Source organism: Variovorax sp. Soil_C_17 (assembly GCF_057657265.1).
The window spans coordinates 1325685-1343220 of the sequence record NZ_JBDGIT010000001.1 but is presented as its reverse complement, the minus strand read 5'-3'; the positions used below and the strand labels follow the sequence as shown (position 1 = coordinate 1343220).

Annotated in this window: 15 protein-coding genes and 1 pseudogene; 6 read left to right on the top strand and 10 right to left on the bottom strand. The window is 70.0% G+C overall.

The window, feature by feature from the left end; translation table 11 throughout:
* The first annotated feature begins 7 nt into the window (after positions 1-7).
* The gene (locus tag AC3A6Y_RS06475) at positions 8-1180 is read left to right on the top strand and encodes a M20 aminoacylase family protein (protein ID WP_487867384.1); all 1173 of its coding nucleotides are present in this window, start codon (positions 8-10) and stop codon (positions 1178-1180) included.
* Here the strand turns inward: AC3A6Y_RS06475 and AC3A6Y_RS06470 are convergent.
* The 6 genes from AC3A6Y_RS06470 to AC3A6Y_RS06445 all read right to left on the bottom strand — a co-directional run bounded on the left by AC3A6Y_RS06470 (position 1177) and on the right by AC3A6Y_RS06445 (position 8025).
* Entirely contained in the window at positions 1177-2445 is a 1269-nt protein-coding gene (locus AC3A6Y_RS06470; protein WP_487867383.1) for an FIST signal transduction protein, read from the bottom strand. The genes AC3A6Y_RS06475 and AC3A6Y_RS06470 overlap by 4 nt on opposite strands.
* Positions 2446-2477: 32 nt before the next feature.
* The gene (locus tag AC3A6Y_RS06465; protein WP_487867382.1) at positions 2478-3254 is read right to left on the bottom strand and encodes a PhaM family polyhydroxyalkanoate granule multifunctional regulatory protein; all 777 of its coding nucleotides are present in this window, start codon (positions 3252-3254) and stop codon (positions 2478-2480) included.
* A gap of 69 nt (positions 3255-3323) precedes the next feature.
* Complete coding sequence (locus AC3A6Y_RS06460) at positions 3324-3827, bottom strand: copper chaperone PCu(A)C (RefSeq protein ID WP_487867381.1); 504 nt, start codon at positions 3825-3827, stop codon at positions 3324-3326.
* A 28-nt stretch (positions 3828-3855) separates the two neighbouring features.
* Complete coding sequence (locus AC3A6Y_RS06455) at positions 3856-6183, bottom strand: TonB-dependent receptor (RefSeq protein ID WP_487867380.1); 2328 nt, start codon at positions 6181-6183, stop codon at positions 3856-3858.
* A 101-nt stretch (positions 6184-6284) separates the two neighbouring features.
* Positions 6285-6638 carry a DUF2946 family protein gene (locus AC3A6Y_RS06450; RefSeq protein WP_487867379.1) on the bottom strand — a complete coding sequence of 118 codons (354 nt, stop codon included), beginning with the start codon at positions 6636-6638 and terminating at the stop codon, positions 6285-6287.
* Between the two features lie 139 nt (positions 6639-6777).
* Entirely contained in the window at positions 6778-8025 is a 1248-nt protein-coding gene (locus AC3A6Y_RS06445) for a cystathionine gamma-synthase family protein (RefSeq protein ID WP_487867378.1), read from the bottom strand.
* A 53-nt stretch (positions 8026-8078) separates the two neighbouring features.
* Here AC3A6Y_RS06445 and AC3A6Y_RS06440 point away from each other — a divergent pair, with 53 nt between their 5' ends.
* Both AC3A6Y_RS06440 and AC3A6Y_RS06435 read left to right on the top strand, forming a co-directional pair.
* The gene (locus tag AC3A6Y_RS06440; RefSeq protein ID WP_487867377.1) at positions 8079-8492 is read left to right on the top strand and encodes a VOC family protein; all 414 of its coding nucleotides are present in this window, start codon (positions 8079-8081) and stop codon (positions 8490-8492) included.
* Between the two features lie 13 nt (positions 8493-8505).
* Positions 8506-9666, top strand: coding sequence for a toxin-antitoxin system YwqK family antitoxin (locus tag AC3A6Y_RS06435; RefSeq protein ID WP_487867376.1), 1161 nt, complete (start codon positions 8506-8508; stop codon positions 9664-9666).
* 12 nt (positions 9667-9678) lie between these two features.
* Here the strand turns inward: AC3A6Y_RS06435 and AC3A6Y_RS06430 are convergent, their stop codons facing one another.
* Positions 9679-10653 (bottom strand): Bug family tripartite tricarboxylate transporter substrate binding protein, encoded by a 975-nt coding sequence (locus AC3A6Y_RS06430; RefSeq protein WP_487867375.1) that lies wholly within the window; start codon positions 10651-10653, stop codon positions 9679-9681.
* Between the two features lie 416 nt (positions 10654-11069).
* Positions 11070-12788 (bottom strand): annotated as a pseudogene (locus AC3A6Y_RS06425) (FAD-dependent monooxygenase); the annotation flags it as partial.
* A gap of 74 nt (positions 12789-12862) precedes the next feature.
* Between AC3A6Y_RS06425 and AC3A6Y_RS06420 the strand changes: the two are divergent.
* Positions 12863-13642 carry a LuxR C-terminal-related transcriptional regulator gene (locus AC3A6Y_RS06420; protein WP_487867374.1) on the top strand — a complete coding sequence of 260 codons (780 nt, stop codon included), beginning with the start codon at positions 12863-12865 and terminating at the stop codon, positions 13640-13642.
* 126 nt (positions 13643-13768) lie between these two features.
* Here AC3A6Y_RS06420 and AC3A6Y_RS06415 read toward each other — a convergent pair whose 3' ends face one another.
* Positions 13769-14773, bottom strand: coding sequence for a fumarylacetoacetate hydrolase family protein (locus AC3A6Y_RS06415; RefSeq protein ID WP_487867373.1), 1005 nt, complete (start codon positions 14771-14773; stop codon positions 13769-13771).
* Positions 14774-14879: 106 nt separating this feature from the next.
* Between AC3A6Y_RS06415 and AC3A6Y_RS06410 the strand changes: the two genes are divergently transcribed.
* Positions 14880-16019, top strand: coding sequence for a DUF3108 domain-containing protein (locus tag AC3A6Y_RS06410; protein WP_487867372.1), 1140 nt, complete (start codon positions 14880-14882; stop codon positions 16017-16019).
* A gap of 121 nt (positions 16020-16140) precedes the next feature.
* Positions 16141-16419, top strand: a complete 279-nt coding sequence (locus AC3A6Y_RS06405) for a BTH_I0359 family protein (protein ID WP_487867371.1) — start codon at positions 16141-16143, stop codon at positions 16417-16419.
* Here AC3A6Y_RS06405 and AC3A6Y_RS06400 read toward each other — a convergent pair.
* Complete coding sequence (locus AC3A6Y_RS06400; RefSeq protein ID WP_487867370.1) at positions 16413-17411, bottom strand: AbrB family transcriptional regulator; 999 nt, start codon at positions 17409-17411, stop codon at positions 16413-16415. The two genes, AC3A6Y_RS06405 and AC3A6Y_RS06400, sit on opposite strands and share 7 nt — an antisense overlap.
* Positions 17412-17536: the final 125 nt, after the last annotated feature.

Below are 17536 nucleotides of genomic sequence, written 5' to 3'. Positions count from 1 at the left end.
CCGAATCATGAGCACGCTCCTCGAAGACCTGCACGCGCGGGCCGATGCCTTCATCGACATCCGCCGCGACATCCACCGCCATCCCGAGCTCGGCTTCGACGAGCACCGCACCTCCGCGCTGGTCGCCGAGCGGCTCGAAGCCTGGGGCTACCAGGTCGAACGCGGCCTCGGCGGCACCGGCGTGGTCGGACGGCTGGTGCGCGGCGACGGCGAACGCCGCCTGGGCCTGCGCGCCGACATGGACGCCCTGCCCATCGACGAAAGCACCGGCCTCGCCTACGCGAGCAGCCACGCCGGCGTGATGCATGCCTGCGGCCATGACGGCCACACCGCGATGCTGCTCGCCGCCGCGCACCACCTGGCCGAGCGCGGGCGCTTTTCCGGCACGCTGAACCTGATCTTCCAGCCGGCCGAGGAGGGCGGCGGCGGCGCCTTGCGCATGATGGAGCAGGGGCTGTTCGACAAATACCCCTGCGATGCCATCTTCGCGATGCACAACATGCCCGGCTTGCCGCAGGGCCGGCTGGCGCTGCGCGACGGGCCGGCGATGGCCTCCTCCGACTACGCGACCGTCACGCTCACGGGCGTCGGCGGCCACGGCGCAATGCCGCATCGCACGGCCGACCCGATCGTGGCGGCGGCGAGCATCGTGCTGGCGCTGCAGACCATCGTGTCTCGCAACATCGACCCTCTGCAGATGGCGGTGGTGACGGTGGGCGCCATCCACGCCGGCAAGGCCAACAACGTGATCCCGCAGGGCGCCACGCTGGAGCTCAGCGTGCGCGCGCTCGACCGCGAGGTCCGCGTCAGGCTCGAGCAGCGCATCAAGGCGCTGATCGCGGCACAGGCCGAGAGCTTCGGCGTGCAGGCGCGCATCGACTGGCGGCCCGGCTATGCCGTGCTGGTCAACACGCCGGAAGAAACCGCCTTCGCGCGCGAGGTGGCGCTGGAACTGCTGGGCCCCGAGCGGGTCACGCTGCAGGGCCCGGCGCTGCCCGGCAGCGAGGACTTCGCCTTCATGCTGGAACGCGTGCCCGGCAGCTACCTGCTGATCGGCAACGGCGAAGGCGACAGCCACGGCGCCTGCATGGTGCACAACCCCGGCTACGACTTCAACGACGGCAACGTGGCGATCGGCGCGGCCTACTGGGTGCTCCTGGCCGAGCGCTTTCTGCGCTAGTCGTTCGCTGCAAACACCGTCAGCACGCCGGTATAGCCATACAGGTGGTGCCGCGCGATCTCCCCCGCGGCGAAGAAGCCGACCAGCGGCACATCGCCCAGGGCATGGCGCACGATCTGCAACTCGGCGCCGGGCGCACCGAAGTGCGGGCCACCGCGCCCCGAGCAGCTCACGTACACCGCGCCCGCGATGCGGCGCGCCGGATGGGGCGCGGCCTCGGCCTCGCCGGCCGCCACCGCACGCGCGGTGGCGAGCGTCTGCTCCTGCGGCTCCAGCTCCTCGCGGATCTCGGCGCAGATGCGCATCAGGTCGGCGCGCGCCGCCTGTGCGTTGCGGCGCACGAAGCTCATGCGCATGCCGGCCTCGGCCACATCGGCGATCGCGATGCCGCGGCGCGTGGGATCGAGACCGATGATGTGGCGCACCAGCACGTCGGCGCCCAGGTCGCCGGTGCGCCGGATGCCGTCGCTGCCCGCGTCGACCAGGCCCACCAAAGTGCCGCGCACCGCCTCGATCGCTTCCTGCGGTGCTTCCAGCGAGACGCGCAGCTCGGCCAGCAGCACGTCCAGCGCCGGCTCGCCGTCTAGCCTGAGCAGCAGGTTGCCCTCGGCCTCGGTAATCTCGCGCTCGCGCGACACCGGCTGGCAGCCCTGGGTGACGCGCGACACCAGGCGAACGCCCTCACCGAAGACCACCCCGGACAGCCCTCCCGAGAACACGCCGCCCGCGGCGCCATGGCCGCGGATGTTGCCGTTGCCGCCGATGGCGAACTGCAGGGCGTCGCCCCGGCCCGAGGACAGGCCGCCGAAGAGGTAGCCGGTATCTGTGCGCCCGGCCATCTCGGCCACCAGCTCGGTGAGGTCCGGCGTGCCAGGGTCGGCATGCACCAGCGCCGTGTGAGCCGCGAAGCCGCTCATCTCCGAGCCGGCCAGCGGCGCCACGCCCGAGAACACGCGGTACTGGTCGCTCGGAAGCATGCACAGCATGACGGACAGCGCCGGCTCGTCGATGTACTCGGCGTTGTTGGCCGAGATGCCGACAGCGACGGTGCCCGACCAGTCGGTGATCTCGGGCAGCTCGGCACCCAGGTGATCCAGGATCTCCTGTGCCTCGGTCCCATAGTGATCCGTGATGTAGAGCAGGCCGAGCGTGGGCGAGTGCGCATAGTCCGGCAGCGCCATCTGCGCCCGGAGTTGCGCGAGCACCAGCCCGGCTGCCATGCGCCATTGGGGATGGGTGGCGTGGCCCGTGGGAAACAGCTTCATGGACTCGGACTCCCCGGCAACGTGGTTGGAAATCAGCGCTGGCGCGTTCGCTTGGCGCTCGTCGTCTTCTTGGCCGCGGCCGGCGCTTTCTTCGCGGCAGTCGCCGTCTTGCGTGCCGGCGTGCGCGCGGCCGCGCCCGTGGCCTGGCCGACCGCCTCCGCCAGCGGCTGGCCCGCGGCGGGCACCTTCATCTGCGAGGCGTCCTTCAGGGCCGAACTGGCGATCTGCTGGAACTGCTGCGTGAGCGCCCCCCACCACTGAAGCGGGTCCACCACGCCGGCATTCGCGGCCTCCGGCGCGGCGGGGCCGTTGGATCGCTTGGCCTTGGCGGCGCGCTTGGGCGCCGGCACTTCGACCGCCTCCTCCGGCTCGGCGGCTTCTTCCGGTTCGGCGGCTTCTTCCGGTTCGGGTTCGGGTTCAGGCTCGGGCGCCTGCGCGCGAGGTGCGGGTGCCGCCGAGGCGGCCGGGGCCGGCGGCGTCGCGGCCGACCGCGTGAAGGCGTTCGCCAGATCTTCCATGCGCAGGTTCATGCCGCGCAGGGTGGACAGCGTCATCTTCTGCACCTCCAGCGCCTGGATGGTGGCCTTGAGCGCATGACCGTTCTGCTCCAGCCAGTACTGCACGGTCTTGAGCTCCTGGATGCGCTTGTCGACCTCCTCGACGCTGAGCGTCGGCGCAACCCAGCTCGACAGGCTCGGCATGCCCGGCACGGCGCTGTTCCCGCCGCCCGACGCGCCGCTCGCAAGACTCTGGAGAAAGTCGAATCCCGGAACGAACTGGCTGAAGGCGAAGGGCTTGGCGTCGCTCATGGGGCGGTCTCCTGCGAGGGGGTTTTTGTGTCCGGGCAGCTTACTCCATGCGCAGGGCCCTGGGGCCTCTCAGTGCTTGTGCGCGCCGCTCGCGGGCGCGACGGGTCCGGCCAGCACCGGCACCTTCAGGTCGAGCGTGCTCTTCTGCCCCTTGGCGTCCTCGAAACGCAGCGTCAGCGGCACGGTGCTGTCCCTGGCCAGGGGCTGCTTCAGGTCCATGAGCATCAGGTGATAACCGCCGGGCTTGAGCTCGACGGTCTGCCGGGCCGGCAGCGCGAGCCCGCCCTCCACCGCACGCATGCGCATGGTGTCGCCTTCCATCTTCATCTCGTGGACCTCGGCGACGCCGGCCACGGGCGTGGACGCGCCGACCAGTCGCGCGTCCGCGGGTGCTTTGAGCTTCATGAAGGCGCCGGTGCCGCTCTGGCCGGGCACCGAGGCGCGGACCCACGCATCGCGCACATCGACGGCGGCAGCACCCGGCAAGGGCGCCTGGGCCAGCGCGCCGGCAGCCCCCGCGAGCAGAAAAACGGCGGCGAGGCCCCGGCGAAAAAAGAATGGCTTGTCGTTCATGGCATGGCTCCTATTGGGCAAGTGTGAATCAAAGGTCGAAGCGGAGTTCAGCGCTGTAGGTGCGCTGGGGGTAGGGGTGGAAATTCCAATACTGCTCGTTGTTGGCGTTGTCGATGCCGAAGGCGGCCGACCAGCGCTTGTCGATGCGATAGACGACCCGCAGGTCGACCGTGAAGTACCTGCTGGCGCCGAAGTAGGCATCGGCGTTGACGTCGCTGTTGTCCAGGTTCGAGTACTGGCGGCCGCTGTAGCGCGCCGCCACGGTGAAGGCCCAGCGCGCATCGGGCTTGTAGGTGGCGTAGACGGTGGAGCGCCAGCGCGGCACGCGCGGCTGCCGCTTGCCCACGCTCGCCGGAAAGGCGGCGTTGGCCACGACCTTCGAATCGGCGTAAGTGAGGCTGCTGCCGAGCTCCAGCCCTTTGATGAAGACGTCCTGCCCGGTGTAGGCCAGCTCCAGGCCGGTGGTGCGCACCTTGTCGATGTTCTGCACGCGCGAAACGGTCGAGTTGGCGATGAGCTGGTTGTAGAGCGCATCCTGGGTGGTCTCGTGGAACAGCGTGGCGCGCGCCAGGCCATTGCCCAGGTCCTTCTCGGCCGAGAGCTCGCCGGTCCACGATTTCTCCGGCTTCAGGTTCGGGTCGTTGATGAAGGACAGCGCCCCGCCCGAAGTCGCGCCGTAGAGCTCGCCCACGGTCGGGTAGCGCACCGCGCGACCCACCGAGGCCTTGAGCACCGTGTCCTTGGACATTTGCCAGGCGAGCGCGGCCTTGGGCGACAGGTCCGATTCGCTGCGCGCGGCGTAGACCTGCGAGCTGCCTGCCGTGGCGGTGAAGCCGTCCTTGGCCTGCCAGTGCTCGTAGCGCAGGCCCAGCACGGCCTTCCATCGCGGCGAGAAGCCCCAGCTGTCCTGCACCCAGGCGCTCTGCGTCTGCGCGCGGCCGCCCACATGGCTGACCAAGGCCTGGGGCAGGACCGGCCCGTCCAGCCAGCTGACCAGCACGTTGTTCCTTGCGATGGCGAGCTGGTATGCATCGCGGCCGATGCCGAAGTCGACGATGTGCGCGCCGCCCATGCCCTGCGGCCGCCAGGTGCCTTTGGCGGCCAGCGTGTTCCAGCCGGTGCCGTCCTGGTCCTGCAGCGTGCCGGCGCCGCCGACGGCAGCCAGGGGCAGCGCGACCGTGGGCGCGCGCTGCTGGTCCTTGGCGTAGTCGTACAGGCTGGCCGCCACCTCCCAGTCCCACTCGCCCCGCGTGTTGCTCTTGACGGAGAGGCCGTGCATGTAGTGCGTCTGGCGGTCGCTGGTCAGGGGAAAGGCGGTGGGTGCCAGCGTATGGCTGCGCCCGCCGATGTTGACCGGCCCGCTGTAGACGGGCTGGCCGGCAGCATTGACCAGATAGCTCTCGGGCCGGCCCTCCGAGCTGTTCTGCCACCAGCCCAGTGTGTAGGTGGCACGCACGGTGGGCGAGAAGTCGTAGGCCAGCTTGAGCTTGGCATGGTCCTGCACCGTGTGGTACGCCGTGCCGGTGCCCAGGATGTACCACGGGGTATTGGTGGTGTTCAGGCCCGGCACCGCGCCGAAGACCGGTGGGCCGCCGCGGCCCGGCGCGCCCGAGGCGACGGTGGCGGTGGTGAAGGTCAACGGCTGCCCGCGGCTGTCGGTGCGGTTGATGTCGATCCACCACGACCAGTCGCCGCTCCTGCTGCCCAGCGAGGCGCTGCTCTGCCAGCCGTCGAAGGTCTTGTGCGTGCCGTACAGAGCGAAAGGCTGCGAGAAGTAGCCGGCCTTCACATGCGCTTCGAGCTTCGTCGGCATGCGCGTCACATAGTCGACCACCGCGCCGGCCGAGTTGCCGGGGTAGGCGGCGGAGAAGGGACCGTACATCACGTCCACGCGCTCGATCTCTTCGGGCGTGACCAGGCCCCAGCGCGGCGCGTAGTTCGTGCCGTTGGCAATGCCGTTGCCCAGGTAGTTGGACAACAGGATGCCGTCCGCATAGACCGCCGAGCGCGCGCTGTTGCCGGTGCCCGAGGCGCGGGTCGACAGGATGGCGTGGTTGTAGTCGCCGATGTAGCGCTTGCGCACCAGGAGGCTGGGCAGGTACTTGAGCGCGTCCTCGCTGTCGGTGGCGTTGACGCGGGTTTCGATCTCCTCGCGCGTCACGCCTTCGATGGTGGTGGGAATCTGCGCGGGCAGCGAGGTCGGCTGGCCCCCGGTGACGGTCACCACGCCGAGCGACTTGATGCGCTCGGGCGCCTGCTCGTCGACAGCGGCCGAAGGGGTCTGGGCGAGCCCGGGCCCGGCCAGCCATGGGAAAGCTGCGCCCACGGCGAGCGACAGCACGGTTTTCTTGTTCATGGAAAGCGCTCCTCGGCGCCTCGGAGCGCCGGTGCATTGCAAGGAGATCCGCAAGCACGCGCCGGAAGGGGCGCAGGCTCGCTACGAGATCGACGGCAACCTCAGAGCGCGGGCGGCCCGCGGGCGGGCAGCGGGGCCGCGGTGGCTGCGGCAATGCGCGCGGCCGGGATGGGCCGGACCGCGTGGCCCAGCGGGAGGGGATGCGCCAGCGTCGCGACCCGCTTCGGCGGCGGCGCGCCGGTCAGCAGGCACAGCGGGCAGTCCATGTGGGTGGCGCCCAGTTCCTTCGCCCCGTCCTCGGTCTGGACCACCGCCTTGACGGCGCCGGCGCTGGAGCACACCAGCTCCAGCGTCTGCGGATGCACGATCGGCGAGGCGATCGCCGCGCCCAGCGACAGCGCGAACCACAGCAGCACGAGGCGGCCGAGGTGGTGGGCGTGGCGCAGGCAGGACATGGGGTGGCGATTATCGGGGAGATGAGGTCTCGGCGGCTTGGCGCGGCCTCAGCCCGCCCAGGCCTGCGTCGGTTCGTTGGCCTGGGCGCCGACCCGGCCCGAGTCGAGTTCGTCCAGGCGGCGTGGCGCAGGGCTCCACTCAGCCGTCCAGCGCCGCCGCGAAATCGGCGATGAGCTCGCTCTCGCGCTCCAGGCCGACCGAGACGCGGATCAATCCTTCCGCAATGCCCATCTCGGCGCGCTTGTCCGGCCCGGCTTCCCAGAAGATCGTGGGAGCGACCGGAATGATCAGGGTGCGCGTGTCCCCCATGCCCGTGGCCTTGACGGGGATCTGCAGCCGATTGATGACCGGGATGCAGGCCGCCGCATCGCGCAGCTCGAAGGACAGCAGCCAGGCACCCGCGCCGAACAGTGTGCGCGCCATCGCATGCTGCGGATGCGATTCGAGCATCGGGTAGTACACGCGCGCCACGGCCGGGTGGGCTTCCAGGAAGCGGGCCAGCGCCAGCGCGGTCGCGCTGGTCTGCGCCACCCGCAGCGCCAGGGTCTCGGCGCCCACGGCGATGCGGTGGGCATGGTCCGCGCTGAGGGTGCCGCCCAGGTCGCGCAGGCCCTTCTTGCGCAGCTGCGTCAGGCCCCACTGCTTCGCGTCGCCCTGGCGATAGCCCTCGAAGATGTTGGGACAGGCCTGCCAGTCGAAAAGACCGGTGTCGGTCACCGCACCGCCGAGCGCATTGCCGTGGCCGGCGATGGTCTTGGTCAGGGAGTTCAGCGACAGGCTGGCGCCCACCGTCCGGGGCCGGAACAGTGCGGGCGAGCTGATGGTGTTGTCCACCACGTAGACCAGCCCGCGCTCGGCGCAGACCCGGCCGATGCCCGGCAGGTCCGGCACCTGCGTGCCCGGGTTCGCGATGGTTTCGACGAAGACCATGCGCGTGCCGGGCCGCAGCACGGCGGCCACCGCATCGGCCGAGGCGGCGTCGACGAGGCTCACCTCGATGCCCAGGCCCTGCAAGGTGCCGAGCACGCTGTGGGTGTTGCCGAAGAGGTGGCGGCTCGCCACCAGGTGGTCGCCCGCGCGCAGCAGGGTCAGAAACACCGCCGACACCGCTGCCATGCCGGTCGCGAAGCACACTGTGCCCACGCCCTCCTCCAATGCCGTGATCTTCGACTCCAGCGCGGCCGTGGTCGGCGTGCCCTGGCGCGCGTAGTTGAAGCGGTTCTTCAGACGACCCTGGAACACGCCGATCAGGTCCTCCACCCGCTCATAGCCATACTGCACCGAGGGGTTCACGGCCATGTGGACACCGCCCTGCTCGGCGCCGAATCGGCGGTCGGCGTGCAGGAGTTGGGTGATCGGATCGGGGGTGTCGGGAGGCGCGCTCATGGTGTTTGTATCCACAGGTTTCGGGACGGCGGCCACGCCGCTATGCTCTTCGCATGCGCAGCATATTTCACCTCGCCTTCAACGTCCGCGACCTCGACGAGGCAAGGCGCTTCTACGGCAACCGCCTCGGTTGTGCCGAAGGCCGCAGCACCGACACCTGGGTCGATTTCGACTTTTTCGGCCACCAGATCTCGCTGCACCTGGGCGAGCCCTTCGCCACCGCGCGCACCGGCCATGTGGGCGACGTCATGGTGCCGATGCCTCATCTGGGCCTGATCCTGGAGCTGCCCGACTGGCAGGCCCTGGCCGCGCGACTGGAAGCGGCCGGCACCGAGTTCGTGCTGAAGCCGCAGGTGCGCTTCGAAGGCCAGCCGGGCGAGCAATGGACGATGTTCTTCTGCGACCCGTTCGGCAACCCCATCGAAGTCAAGGGCTTCCGCTCGCTGGACACCGTCTACGCCACCTGAATCCATGTCGCCCATGTTCCCGCGTCCGGCCGCTCTCGCAGCCGCGCTGCTCGCCCTGTTGCCGCTGGGCGCGCAGGCGGTGCAGGACTGCGAGCTCAACGGCCAGAGCGTGAATCCGGCCAACGGCAACACCACGGCCGGCAAGACCGGCCTGATGCGCTGCACGGACCGCGACAGCGGCGAGCTGGTGCGCGAGCAGCAGCTCCAGAACGGCGTCTTCATGGGCTTGGTGCGCCACTACGAAAAGGGCAAGCTGCTGAAGGAGCACAGCGTGAACGCCCGCGGCAACATGGAAGGCCCCGCGCGCGAGTTCCTGCCGGCCACCGGCCGGCTGCTGCGCGAGGCGGTGTACGACGACGGCCACGAGACCGGCCTCACGCGCAGCTTTCATCCCAACGGGCAGTTGCGCCGCGCCACCTTCTACGCCGAGCCCGGCGAGCGCGCTTACGCCGAGTTCACCGAGCGCGGCCAGCTGTCCGGCCTGCGCTGCGGCGACAAGCCCCTCTTGGCGCCGGCGGCCGACGATGCGCGGCTGTGCGGCTTCGTCGGCAGCACTCCCTCGCAGGTCGAGCTGTTCGACGGCAAGGGCACCCTGCGCACGCGGCTCGCCTACCTGGCCGGCAAGCGGGTGCGCAGCGAGGAGCTCTACGACAACGGCAAGCCCTCGATGCAGGACGAGATCAGCGGCACTCAGCGCCTCGAGCGGCGCTGGTCGTCCGAGGGCGTCAAGCGCCGGGAGATCGTCTACCTGCTGCTCGAGCGCGGCGCGATCAAGCGGCGCGAGCAGGAGTTCTCCGAGAAGGGCCTGCTCGTGCGCGACCAGCGCTGGAGCGCCGCCGGCGAACCTCTGTCGGACGAGAGCTACTACCTCAACGGCCAGCCGCGCAGCAAGGCGGTCTACGGCGAAGGCACCGAGGCGCGCACGGTCGAGGTCACCGAGTTCCACGACAACGGCGAGCGCGCCGCGCTGGGGCGCTTCGCCGTCGTGAGCCGCTTCCGCCAGGTCCCGATCGGCCTGCACCAGCGCTTCAACGACAGCGGCAAGCTGCGCGCGGAGTCGAGCTACGACGACAAGGGCCGCGTGACGCGCGAACGCAGCTGGGACGAAGACGGAAAGCTGGAGCGCGACGACGAGGTCTTCGAGGACGGCTCCCGAAAAGCCTACGCAAGGTAGGCCTTCGAGTTCTCAATCGAGTTTGATGCCGGCCGACTTGATGATCGGCCCCCAGCGTTTCGACTCGGCGCGCGAGAGCGCCGCGAACTGCTGCGGCGTGCCCGGCATCGCCTCCATGCCGAAGTCGCTGAAGCGCTTCTGAACCGCGGGCACGCTGAAGGCGCGGTTGAGTTCCGTGTTGAGCTTGCTCACCACCGGCGCCGGCAGGCCGGCCGGGCCCAGGATGCCCTGGAAGGCGAACACCTCGGTGTTGGGCACGCCCACTTCTGCCAGTGTCGGCACATCGGGCAGCAGTTTCGAGCGCGCGGCCGAGCCGATGGCCAGCACGCGCACCTTCTGCCCCTGCATGATCGGCAGGCCCGAGGCGAGGTCGAGGAACATGCAGGGAACCTGGCCGCCCATCACGTCCGCCATCGCCGGCGCGGCCCCGCGATAAGGGATGTGCGTGATGAAGGTGCCGGTGCGGTTCTTGAACATCTCCATCGCCAGATGGTGCGGCGAGCCGTTGCCCGGCGAGGCGTAGTTCACTTTGCCGGGATTGGCCTTCACGTAGGCCAGGAAGGCCTTGAAGTCCTTGGCCGGGAAGTCCGGGTGCACCACCAGGGCGAGCGGGAACTTGCCGATCGCGCCGATGTAGCTGAAGTCCTTCTCGGGGTTGAAGGGCAGCTTGCTGAACAGGTATTCGTTGAAAGCCAGCACCGCGTTGTCGGCCGACATGATGGTGTAGCCGTCGGGCTTGGACTTGGCGACCAGGTCGGCGCCGATGTTGGTCGATGCGCCGGGGCGGTTGTCGATCACGATCTGCTGGCCCAGCGGCTGGCGCATGGCCTCGGCCAGGGTGCGCGCGATGACGTCGGTACCGCCGCCGGCCGGATAGGGCACCACCCACTTGATGAGCTGCTCGGGGTAGTTCTGCGCGCGCGCCCACGGTGCGGCGCCGGCCGCCGCGGTGGCGGCGAGGGTGGTGAGCAGGGTTCTGCGGTCCATCGATGAAGTCTCCTGGGTTTGTGATTCGGTGAGCGAGGGAATCAATCCGTTCCGGCATCGGCCGGTACTGCGGACAGCGAAGGCACCGGCAGTTCGCGCAGCGCTTCGGCGAGTGCGGCACGGCAACGTGCCTCGTCGCCGATCTGCTCGAACAGCAGCAGGACGAGCCGCGAGAGGAAGAGGGATTCTCGCTCGGCACCGGCTTCGCTGATGGCGTTGGCGCATTCGGCGTAGAGCCGGTCGCGGGCTTCGAGCGTGAGGACGGCAGTCATTGGAATACCTTGGCCCTCGGCTGCGGTGCGAGCGCCTTCGGGCGGCCGGGCGGCGCTCACTGGAGTACCTTCGCCTTCGGCTGCGGTGCTGTTCGACTGGGGAGCGGCCCGGCGGCCCATGCGATCTCCTTGGGCGGCGAGCGCCGATGCACGCGCGAGCGCCTGGGCCAAGGCACCCGGCGGCACGCGGCGCCAGCGCGCGGCCACATGGCCGTCCGGCCGCAGCAGATAGACCGCGCCTTGCCCTGCGCCCAGCGCCTCGAACACCGGGGCATGTTCTGCAGCGGGCGGCAACACGCGCAGTACCGGCCGCAGGGGGCCGGCCTGCGCGGCGGCGAGCTCGGCTTCGAAGCCGGCGTCCGGGCGATCGATGTTGAGCACGAGCACGGTGAAGTGCGACCCGACCCAGTCGGTGAGATGAAGCCCGGGCGCCAGCGACTGCTCGGGCAGGGTCTCGCCGGGCCGCGGGCCGGCCGGCAGCTCGTCGCTCTCGCTGGACAGCGCGGAGCCTTCGTAGCTCACGGCCTGCGTCTGCCGCGGGTTGATCAGGTTCGCGATGCCGCGCTGCGCGCCCGAGAGCGACAGCGCCGCCTCGCGCAGCAGGTCGAAGCCGCGCGAAGGCGGCGACATGAACTCGGTGCTGCGCATCGCGCTCTCTGCATTGATGTGGAAGGCGGCGATGCGCTCCTGCGAGTAGCTGTCGAGCAGCGACGCGTCCGACACGCCACGCGCCACCAGCGCCAGCTTCCAGGCCAGGTTGTCGGCGTCGTCGAAGCCGGAGTTGAGCCCGCGCACGCCGAAGATCGGCATCGCATGCGCGGCATTGCCTGCGAACAGCACGCGGCCGTGGCGGTAGCTCGAAAGCGTCATCGCGCCGGCCCGGTAGACCGAGGTCCACACCGTCTTCCAGGGCAGGTGGCCCTCGCCGATGGCGTCGAGGTGGCGCTGCACGAACTCGGCCACCGCCGCGGGCTGCAGCGCCTCCTCGGTGCTCTGGCCGGCGCGCAGCTGGTAGTCGATGCGCCAGATGTCGTCGGGCTGGCGGTGCATCAGCACCGTCGAGCCGGGGTTCCACGGCGGGTCGAACCAGGCGCGGCGCTCTGTCGGGTGGGTGCTGTGGAGCTCGATGTCGATGATCACGTAGCGGCCTTCGTAGGCCGTCCCCTCCAGGTTGAGGCCCAGCGACTTGCGCACGAAGCTCTGGCCGCCATCGCAGCCCACCAGCCATTGCGCACTCGAGGTGTATGCGCCCAGGGCATTGCGCGCCTGCAGCACCACCCCCTCGGCATCCTGCGTGAAGCCGGCGAGCTCCGTGCCCCAGCGGATGTCGATCAGCCCCGGCGCCGCTGCGTTGCGGCGCACGATCTCGTCGAGCAGGTATTGCTCGATGTAGTACTGCTCCAGGTTGATCATCGGCGGCAGCTTCTGCCGCGCGTCGTGCGGCATCTCGAAGCGGAACACCTCCTCGGTCTTGTAGAAGCTGCGCCCGCCGGTCCAGGCCAGGCCCTTGGCCAGGAAGGCCGGCAGCGCGCCCAGGCGCTCGACGATCTCCAGGCTGCGGCGCGAGACGCAGGCCGCCCGGCTGCCGACGCACACCGTGTCGTCGGCTTCAAGGATCACGCTGCGCAGGCCGTGGTTGGCCAGGCCCAGCGCCAGCGCCATGCCGACCGGGCCGCCGCCGGCGATCACGACGGGATGACGGCCGACCTCGGCGCCGTTCTGGAGCGGCGGCAGCATGGGTGCGAAGCGGGTGTAGCGGAAATCGCCGACCGGCGGCGGCAGCTCGCCCGCCGCGGGCGGCAGGGGGCCGGTGGCGGCATCGCCGGGGCGCGCGGCCGGTGGGGGCAGGACAGCGGTGTTCATGCGAAGGGATTGTCCCGATGCCTTCGGAGCGCCGATGTCCTAACTTCGTACGAAGTGATAACCCTGAGACCCCCATGAGACGCTGGCCCTTGCGCAGCGCCGAAGAGCACACGCTCGCGGCCCCCGTGGTCAGCGGCGTGCTCGCCGGCATCGGCACGCCGCACCTGGCGGCCAGCTACCTGAGCGCCCTGCACCGGGTGCTGCCGGTCACCTTCTGCACCGTCTTCGCCGTGAGCGCCAGCGGCCGCATCGAGACCGTATCGGCCGCCAGCAGCTACGGCAGCACGGCAGAGCGCACGGCCGAGCGCTATGTGGCCCAGCGCTTCGACCGGCTCGATCCCAACATGGTGTGGCTCGCCGGCCGCAAGCTGCCCAAGCGGCCCCAGCTCTGGATGGGCCACCAGGTCGCCGAGGAGGTGGCGGACCCGGCCTACCGCGCCGCCTGCTACGGCGACGTGGGCATTCGCGAGCGCGCCTCGGTGCTGCTGCTGTTGCCTACCGGCCAGCGCACGGCCGTGAGCTTCTACCGCAGCCTCGCGCAAGCGGAGTTCGATGCGCGGGACTTCGCGCTGCTCGAGGCCCACGCCACCCTGCTCGCCGACGCGACCCTCGCCCACGGCCGCAGCGCGATGGCGGCGCGCGAGGCGGCCGAGCCCAGCCTGGGCACCCGCCTGCTGGCGCTGAGCCTGCGCGAGCGCGAGGTGATCGGCCACCTGCTGGCCGGCCGGACCGCCAAGGAAACGGCGCGCGAGATCGGGGTCGAGCTCACCACGGTGCGGACCCATCAATACCGGGCGTTTCGGCGGTTGGGGATACGGAGCTTGAAGGACTTGCTGCGCGGCGCGCCGGGTTGATGTGTCGTCGAAATAAAAAGTTTGCGACACGTCTCGTTGACGCGAGCACATCGTCACCACCAGCGACCGTCTCTTCCGCCACGCGGACAGCCACGTCGGCCAAGCCGATCCGGCGGCACCGGGCGATCAGGGCGCAGCCACTTCCTGATCGATCGCCCCGAAGATCGACTGCCCGTCCCGCCCCTTCATCTCGATGCGGATCGTGTCCCCGTACTTCATGAACTCGGTGGACGGCTGGCCATCCTGGATGGTCTCGATGCAGCGCTTCTCGGCGATGCAGCTGTAGCCCTTGGGCCACTCCATCCGCCCGTTCTTCTCGACCCCCTTGTTGCTCACCGTGCCGCTGCCCACGATGCTGCCGGCGCGCACGTTGCGCGTCTTGGCGATGTGCGCGATCAGCTGGCCGAAGTGGAAGGTCATCTCCTCGCCGGCGTCGCACATGCCGACCTTGCGGCCGTTCCAGCTGCTCTGCAGCGTGAGGTGCACCCGCCCCCCTTGCCAGGCCTCGCCCAGTTCGTCGGGCGTGACGGCCACCGGGCTGAAGGCGGTGGCCGGCTTGCTCTGGAAGAAGCCGAAGCCTTTGGCCAGCTCGTTCGGGATCAGGTTGCGCAGGCTCACGTCGTTCGCCAGCATCACGAGGCGGATGCCGTCGAGCGCCTGGGCGGGCGTGGCGCCCATCTTCACGTCGCCGGTGATCACGGCGATCTCGGCCTCGAAGTCGATGCCGAAGGCCTCGCTCGCCACCACGATGCGGTCGCAGGGGCCGAGGAAGTCGTCGCTGCCGCCCTGGTACATCAGCGGGTCGGTGTAGAAGCTCTCGGGCACCTCGGCGTTGCGCGCCTTGCGCACCAGCTCCACGTGGTTGAGGTAGGCCGACCCGTCGGCCCACTGGTAGGCGCGCGGCAGCGGCGCCATGCATTGGGCGGGGTCGAAGGGGAAGGCGTGGCGGGCGCGCCCGGCGTTCAGGGCGTCCGAAAGATCCTGCAGCTGCGGGCTGACGAAGCCCCAGTCGTCGAGCGCCTGCTGCAGGCGATCGGCAATGCCGGTGGCGTAGTGGGCGCTGGCCAGGTCGCGCGAGACGACGACCAGCTGGCCATCGCGCGAGCCGTCCTTGAGGGTGGCGAGTTTCATGGATGAGGCGGGCGCGATGCCGGCACGGCACCGCTGCCACTAAACTGGTTGGACGGGCGGCAGTGTACCGAGCTGAACCTTGGCAGCAGCCTCCGATCCACTCCCGATGCACCTGCGTCCCGCCGCTCCCGCCCTGCCCAGCGTCCCGCGCCCGCCCTGGCGCGCGCTGGCGCTGCTGGCGGGCGCCGTGCTGCTCGCGCACCTGGCCCTGCTGGCGCTGGCTCCCCTGGCGGGGGGGCCGCGTCCCTCGCCGCTGGCCGGCAAGTTCATCACGCGCACCATCGTGATCGCGCCGCCGGCGCCCGAGCCCGCAGCAGCGCCACGGCCGCCCGCCGCAGCGAAGCCGCCTGCACCCAGGCCCCCGCGACCCCGGCCGGCGGCGCGGCCGCCCGCCCCTGTGGCCCCAAGTCCGGCGCCCACCGAAAGCCCGGCGCCCGAGCAGACGGCGCCCGCTGCGGCCCAGGCGCCGGCAGACCCGCCCGCCGCCGAAGCCGCTCCAGGCGCGGCCGCCGCGGGCGATGCCGCAGGCACCGGCGCCGCACCGGCAGGGGCAGCGGGCAGCGGGGCTGCTGCGGGCCAGGCGGAAGCGCCGGCTCCGATGCAGATTCCCGGCTCGGTGCAGCTCGCCTTCGCGGTCACCGGCCAGATCGGCGCCGCACCGATGCAGGGCGTGTTCGGCAAGCTGATCTGGCAACAGGACGGCCAGCAGTACGACGCCCAGCTCTCGCTCAATTTCCTCTTCAAGACCCTTCGCAGCCAGCACAGCAAGGGCGTGATCGGCCCCGGCGGCATCGAGCCCGCGCGCTTCTCGGACACGCGCCGCAGCGAGGTGGCCGCGCATTTCATGCGCGAGCAGGCCCAGGTGGTGTTCAGCAACAACGCGCCGAGCGTGCCGCTCTTGCCCGGCGCGCAGGACCGGCTCAGCGTGATCCTGCAGCTCGGCGCGCTGATGGCCGGCGATCCAGCGCGCTATCCGCCCGGCGCGGCCTTCGCGATCCAGACCGTCGGTCCGCGCGATGCCGACCTCTGGATCTTCAAGGTCGAGGACGACGAGCACCTGAACCTGCCGGCCGGCGAGTTCAACGCCCGCAAGCTCACGCGCAACCCGCGCAAGCCTTACGACGACAAGGTGGAGCTCTGGATCGCGCCCGAACTCGGCTATTTGCCCGTGCGGATCAGGCAAACCCAGGCCAATGGCGATTTCGCGGATTTCCAGTTGCGCGATGCCCGGAACGCCCGCCCCTGAAGCCAAAAAATGCACAAAAAATAACGGTGCGTGCCTACAAAACAACAGTGCATATTGAAACTGGCGCGGTAAGTGCTATCTAACGACCATGAAGGCCTTAGACATCCTCACTGGACCCGCCATGCAAATGCTTTACGACTCCGAATCCTTCGTCGTCGTGCACGTACAGCCGACCGAAGGCGACACGCCGGTGGCGCCGAACATTCCCGTGCTGGCCCGCCATGGTTTCGAGATCGTGGACAAGCGCTCCGGCAAGGAGGTGTATCTCGACGGCTCCTGGGCCGAGCTGTTCCAGCAGCAGATCGCCGCGTGGCAGCTCAACACGCCGACCCAGGAAGAGGTCGAAGACACGCTCGAAGGCTACGCCGAGCTCGCCCACACGCCCGTGCTGGTTCACTGAAGCTTCTTCCCCGCTCCGTACAAGCGGCCATACAGCGGCCCGACGATCAGCAGCACCGCCACCAGCCGGCACACCTGAAACGCCGTCACCACGGGCACTCCCAGCTGAAGCACCTTGGCAGTGATCGCCATCTCGGCGATGCCGCCGGGCGAGGTGCCGAGAATCAGCGTCGCCGCATGCAGCCCGGTCCCCCAGGCCAGCAGCCAGGCAAAGCCGGCGCACAGCACGATCATCCCCAGGGTTCCCAGCGCCACCGTTGCCAGCCAGCGCGGCGCCGTGTGCAGGAACTCGCGGCTGAAGCGCACGCCCAGGCTCACTGCGATCACCAGCTGCGCTGCGTTCGACAGCCACGCGGGGACCGCCGACAGCGGCTGGCCGGCCACGGCAAAGCCCATGGACACCAGCAATGGGCCGATGAACCAGGGATTGGTGCGCCCCGCGAGCCGCATCGCCACCCCACCCACGCCGGTCGCCAGCACGAGCAGCGCCAGCCCGCTCCAAAGCACCTCGCGCGGCCCCGCGGCATGAAGCTCGAGCCCGTGCAGGCCGCTCCATTGCATGGCGAAGGGAATCGCCACCGTGACCAGCACCAGCCGCAGGCTGTGGGCGGCGGCCACCAGATCGGTGCGTGCGCCCGCCCGCTCGGCCAGCAGCGTCATCTCGGACGCACCGCCGATCGCGCCCGAGAAGTAAGTCGTGGCTCTCATTGAACGCATTGGCACATGGGGCATACGCTTCGCATGAAGCGCCTGCAAGCCCTGCGCGAACAGCCAACCCAATCCGAGCGCCCAGACGATCGCCAGCACGATGGCCCACCACAGCCCGGCCACCAGCCCCACCATCTGCGGCGTGAAGTAGAGCCCGAGCGCCATCCCGATCGCCCATTGACCGGCATTGCGCAGCGGCGTGTAGCTCGCGGTCGGCGCGCCGGCGATGGAGGCCAGCGACACCGCCAGCAGCGGGCCGATCATCCAGGGCAGCGGGGTGTGCAACGCGAGACAGGCACCTGCGGCCGCGAGCGCAAGCAAGAGAGTGGCAAGGACGCGCAGCGTCAATCGAAACGGAGGCACGGACGGGAGGAAGAGGCGATGGATGGCGACGCGGCGCGGCCGCCCTC

Excerpts from the sequence above, each read along its gene's own strand:
- AC3A6Y_RS06435 (WP_487867376.1), top strand. The coding sequence starts at position 8,506 with ATGTTCCCGCGTCCGGCCGCTCTCGCAGCCGCGCTGCTCGCCCTGTTG.
- AC3A6Y_RS06455 (WP_487867380.1), bottom strand. The coding sequence starts at position 6,183 with ATGAACAAGAAAACCGTGCTGTCGCTCGCCGTGGGCGCAGCTTTCCCA.
- AC3A6Y_RS06420 (WP_487867374.1), top strand. The coding sequence starts at position 12,863 with ATGAGACGCTGGCCCTTGCGCAGCGCCGAAGAGCACACGCTCGCGGCC.
- AC3A6Y_RS06450 (WP_487867379.1), bottom strand. The coding sequence starts at position 6,638 with ATGTCCTGCCTGCGCCACGCCCACCACCTCGGCCGCCTCGTGCTGCTG.
- AC3A6Y_RS06440 (WP_487867377.1), top strand. The coding sequence starts at position 8,079 with ATGCGCAGCATATTTCACCTCGCCTTCAACGTCCGCGACCTCGACGAG.
- AC3A6Y_RS06415 (WP_487867373.1), bottom strand. The coding sequence starts at position 14,773 with ATGAAACTCGCCACCCTCAAGGACGGCTCGCGCGATGGCCAGCTGGTC.
- AC3A6Y_RS06465 (WP_487867382.1), bottom strand. The coding sequence starts at position 3,254 with ATGAGCGACGCCAAGCCCTTCGCCTTCAGCCAGTTCGTTCCGGGATTC.
- AC3A6Y_RS06405 (WP_487867371.1), top strand. The coding sequence starts at position 16,141 with ATGCAAATGCTTTACGACTCCGAATCCTTCGTCGTCGTGCACGTACAG.
- AC3A6Y_RS06475 (WP_487867384.1), top strand. The coding sequence starts at position 8 with ATGAGCACGCTCCTCGAAGACCTGCACGCGCGGGCCGATGCCTTCATC.
- AC3A6Y_RS06445 (WP_487867378.1), bottom strand. The coding sequence starts at position 8,025 with ATGAGCGCGCCTCCCGACACCCCCGATCCGATCACCCAACTCCTGCAC.
- AC3A6Y_RS06460 (WP_487867381.1), bottom strand. The coding sequence starts at position 3,827 with ATGAACGACAAGCCATTCTTTTTTCGCCGGGGCCTCGCCGCCGTTTTT.
- AC3A6Y_RS06470 (WP_487867383.1), bottom strand. The coding sequence starts at position 2,445 with ATGAAGCTGTTTCCCACGGGCCACGCCACCCATCCCCAATGGCGCATG.
- AC3A6Y_RS06410 (WP_487867372.1), top strand. The coding sequence starts at position 14,880 with ATGCACCTGCGTCCCGCCGCTCCCGCCCTGCCCAGCGTCCCGCGCCCG.
- AC3A6Y_RS06430 (WP_487867375.1), bottom strand. The coding sequence starts at position 10,653 with ATGGACCGCAGAACCCTGCTCACCACCCTCGCCGCCACCGCGGCGGCC.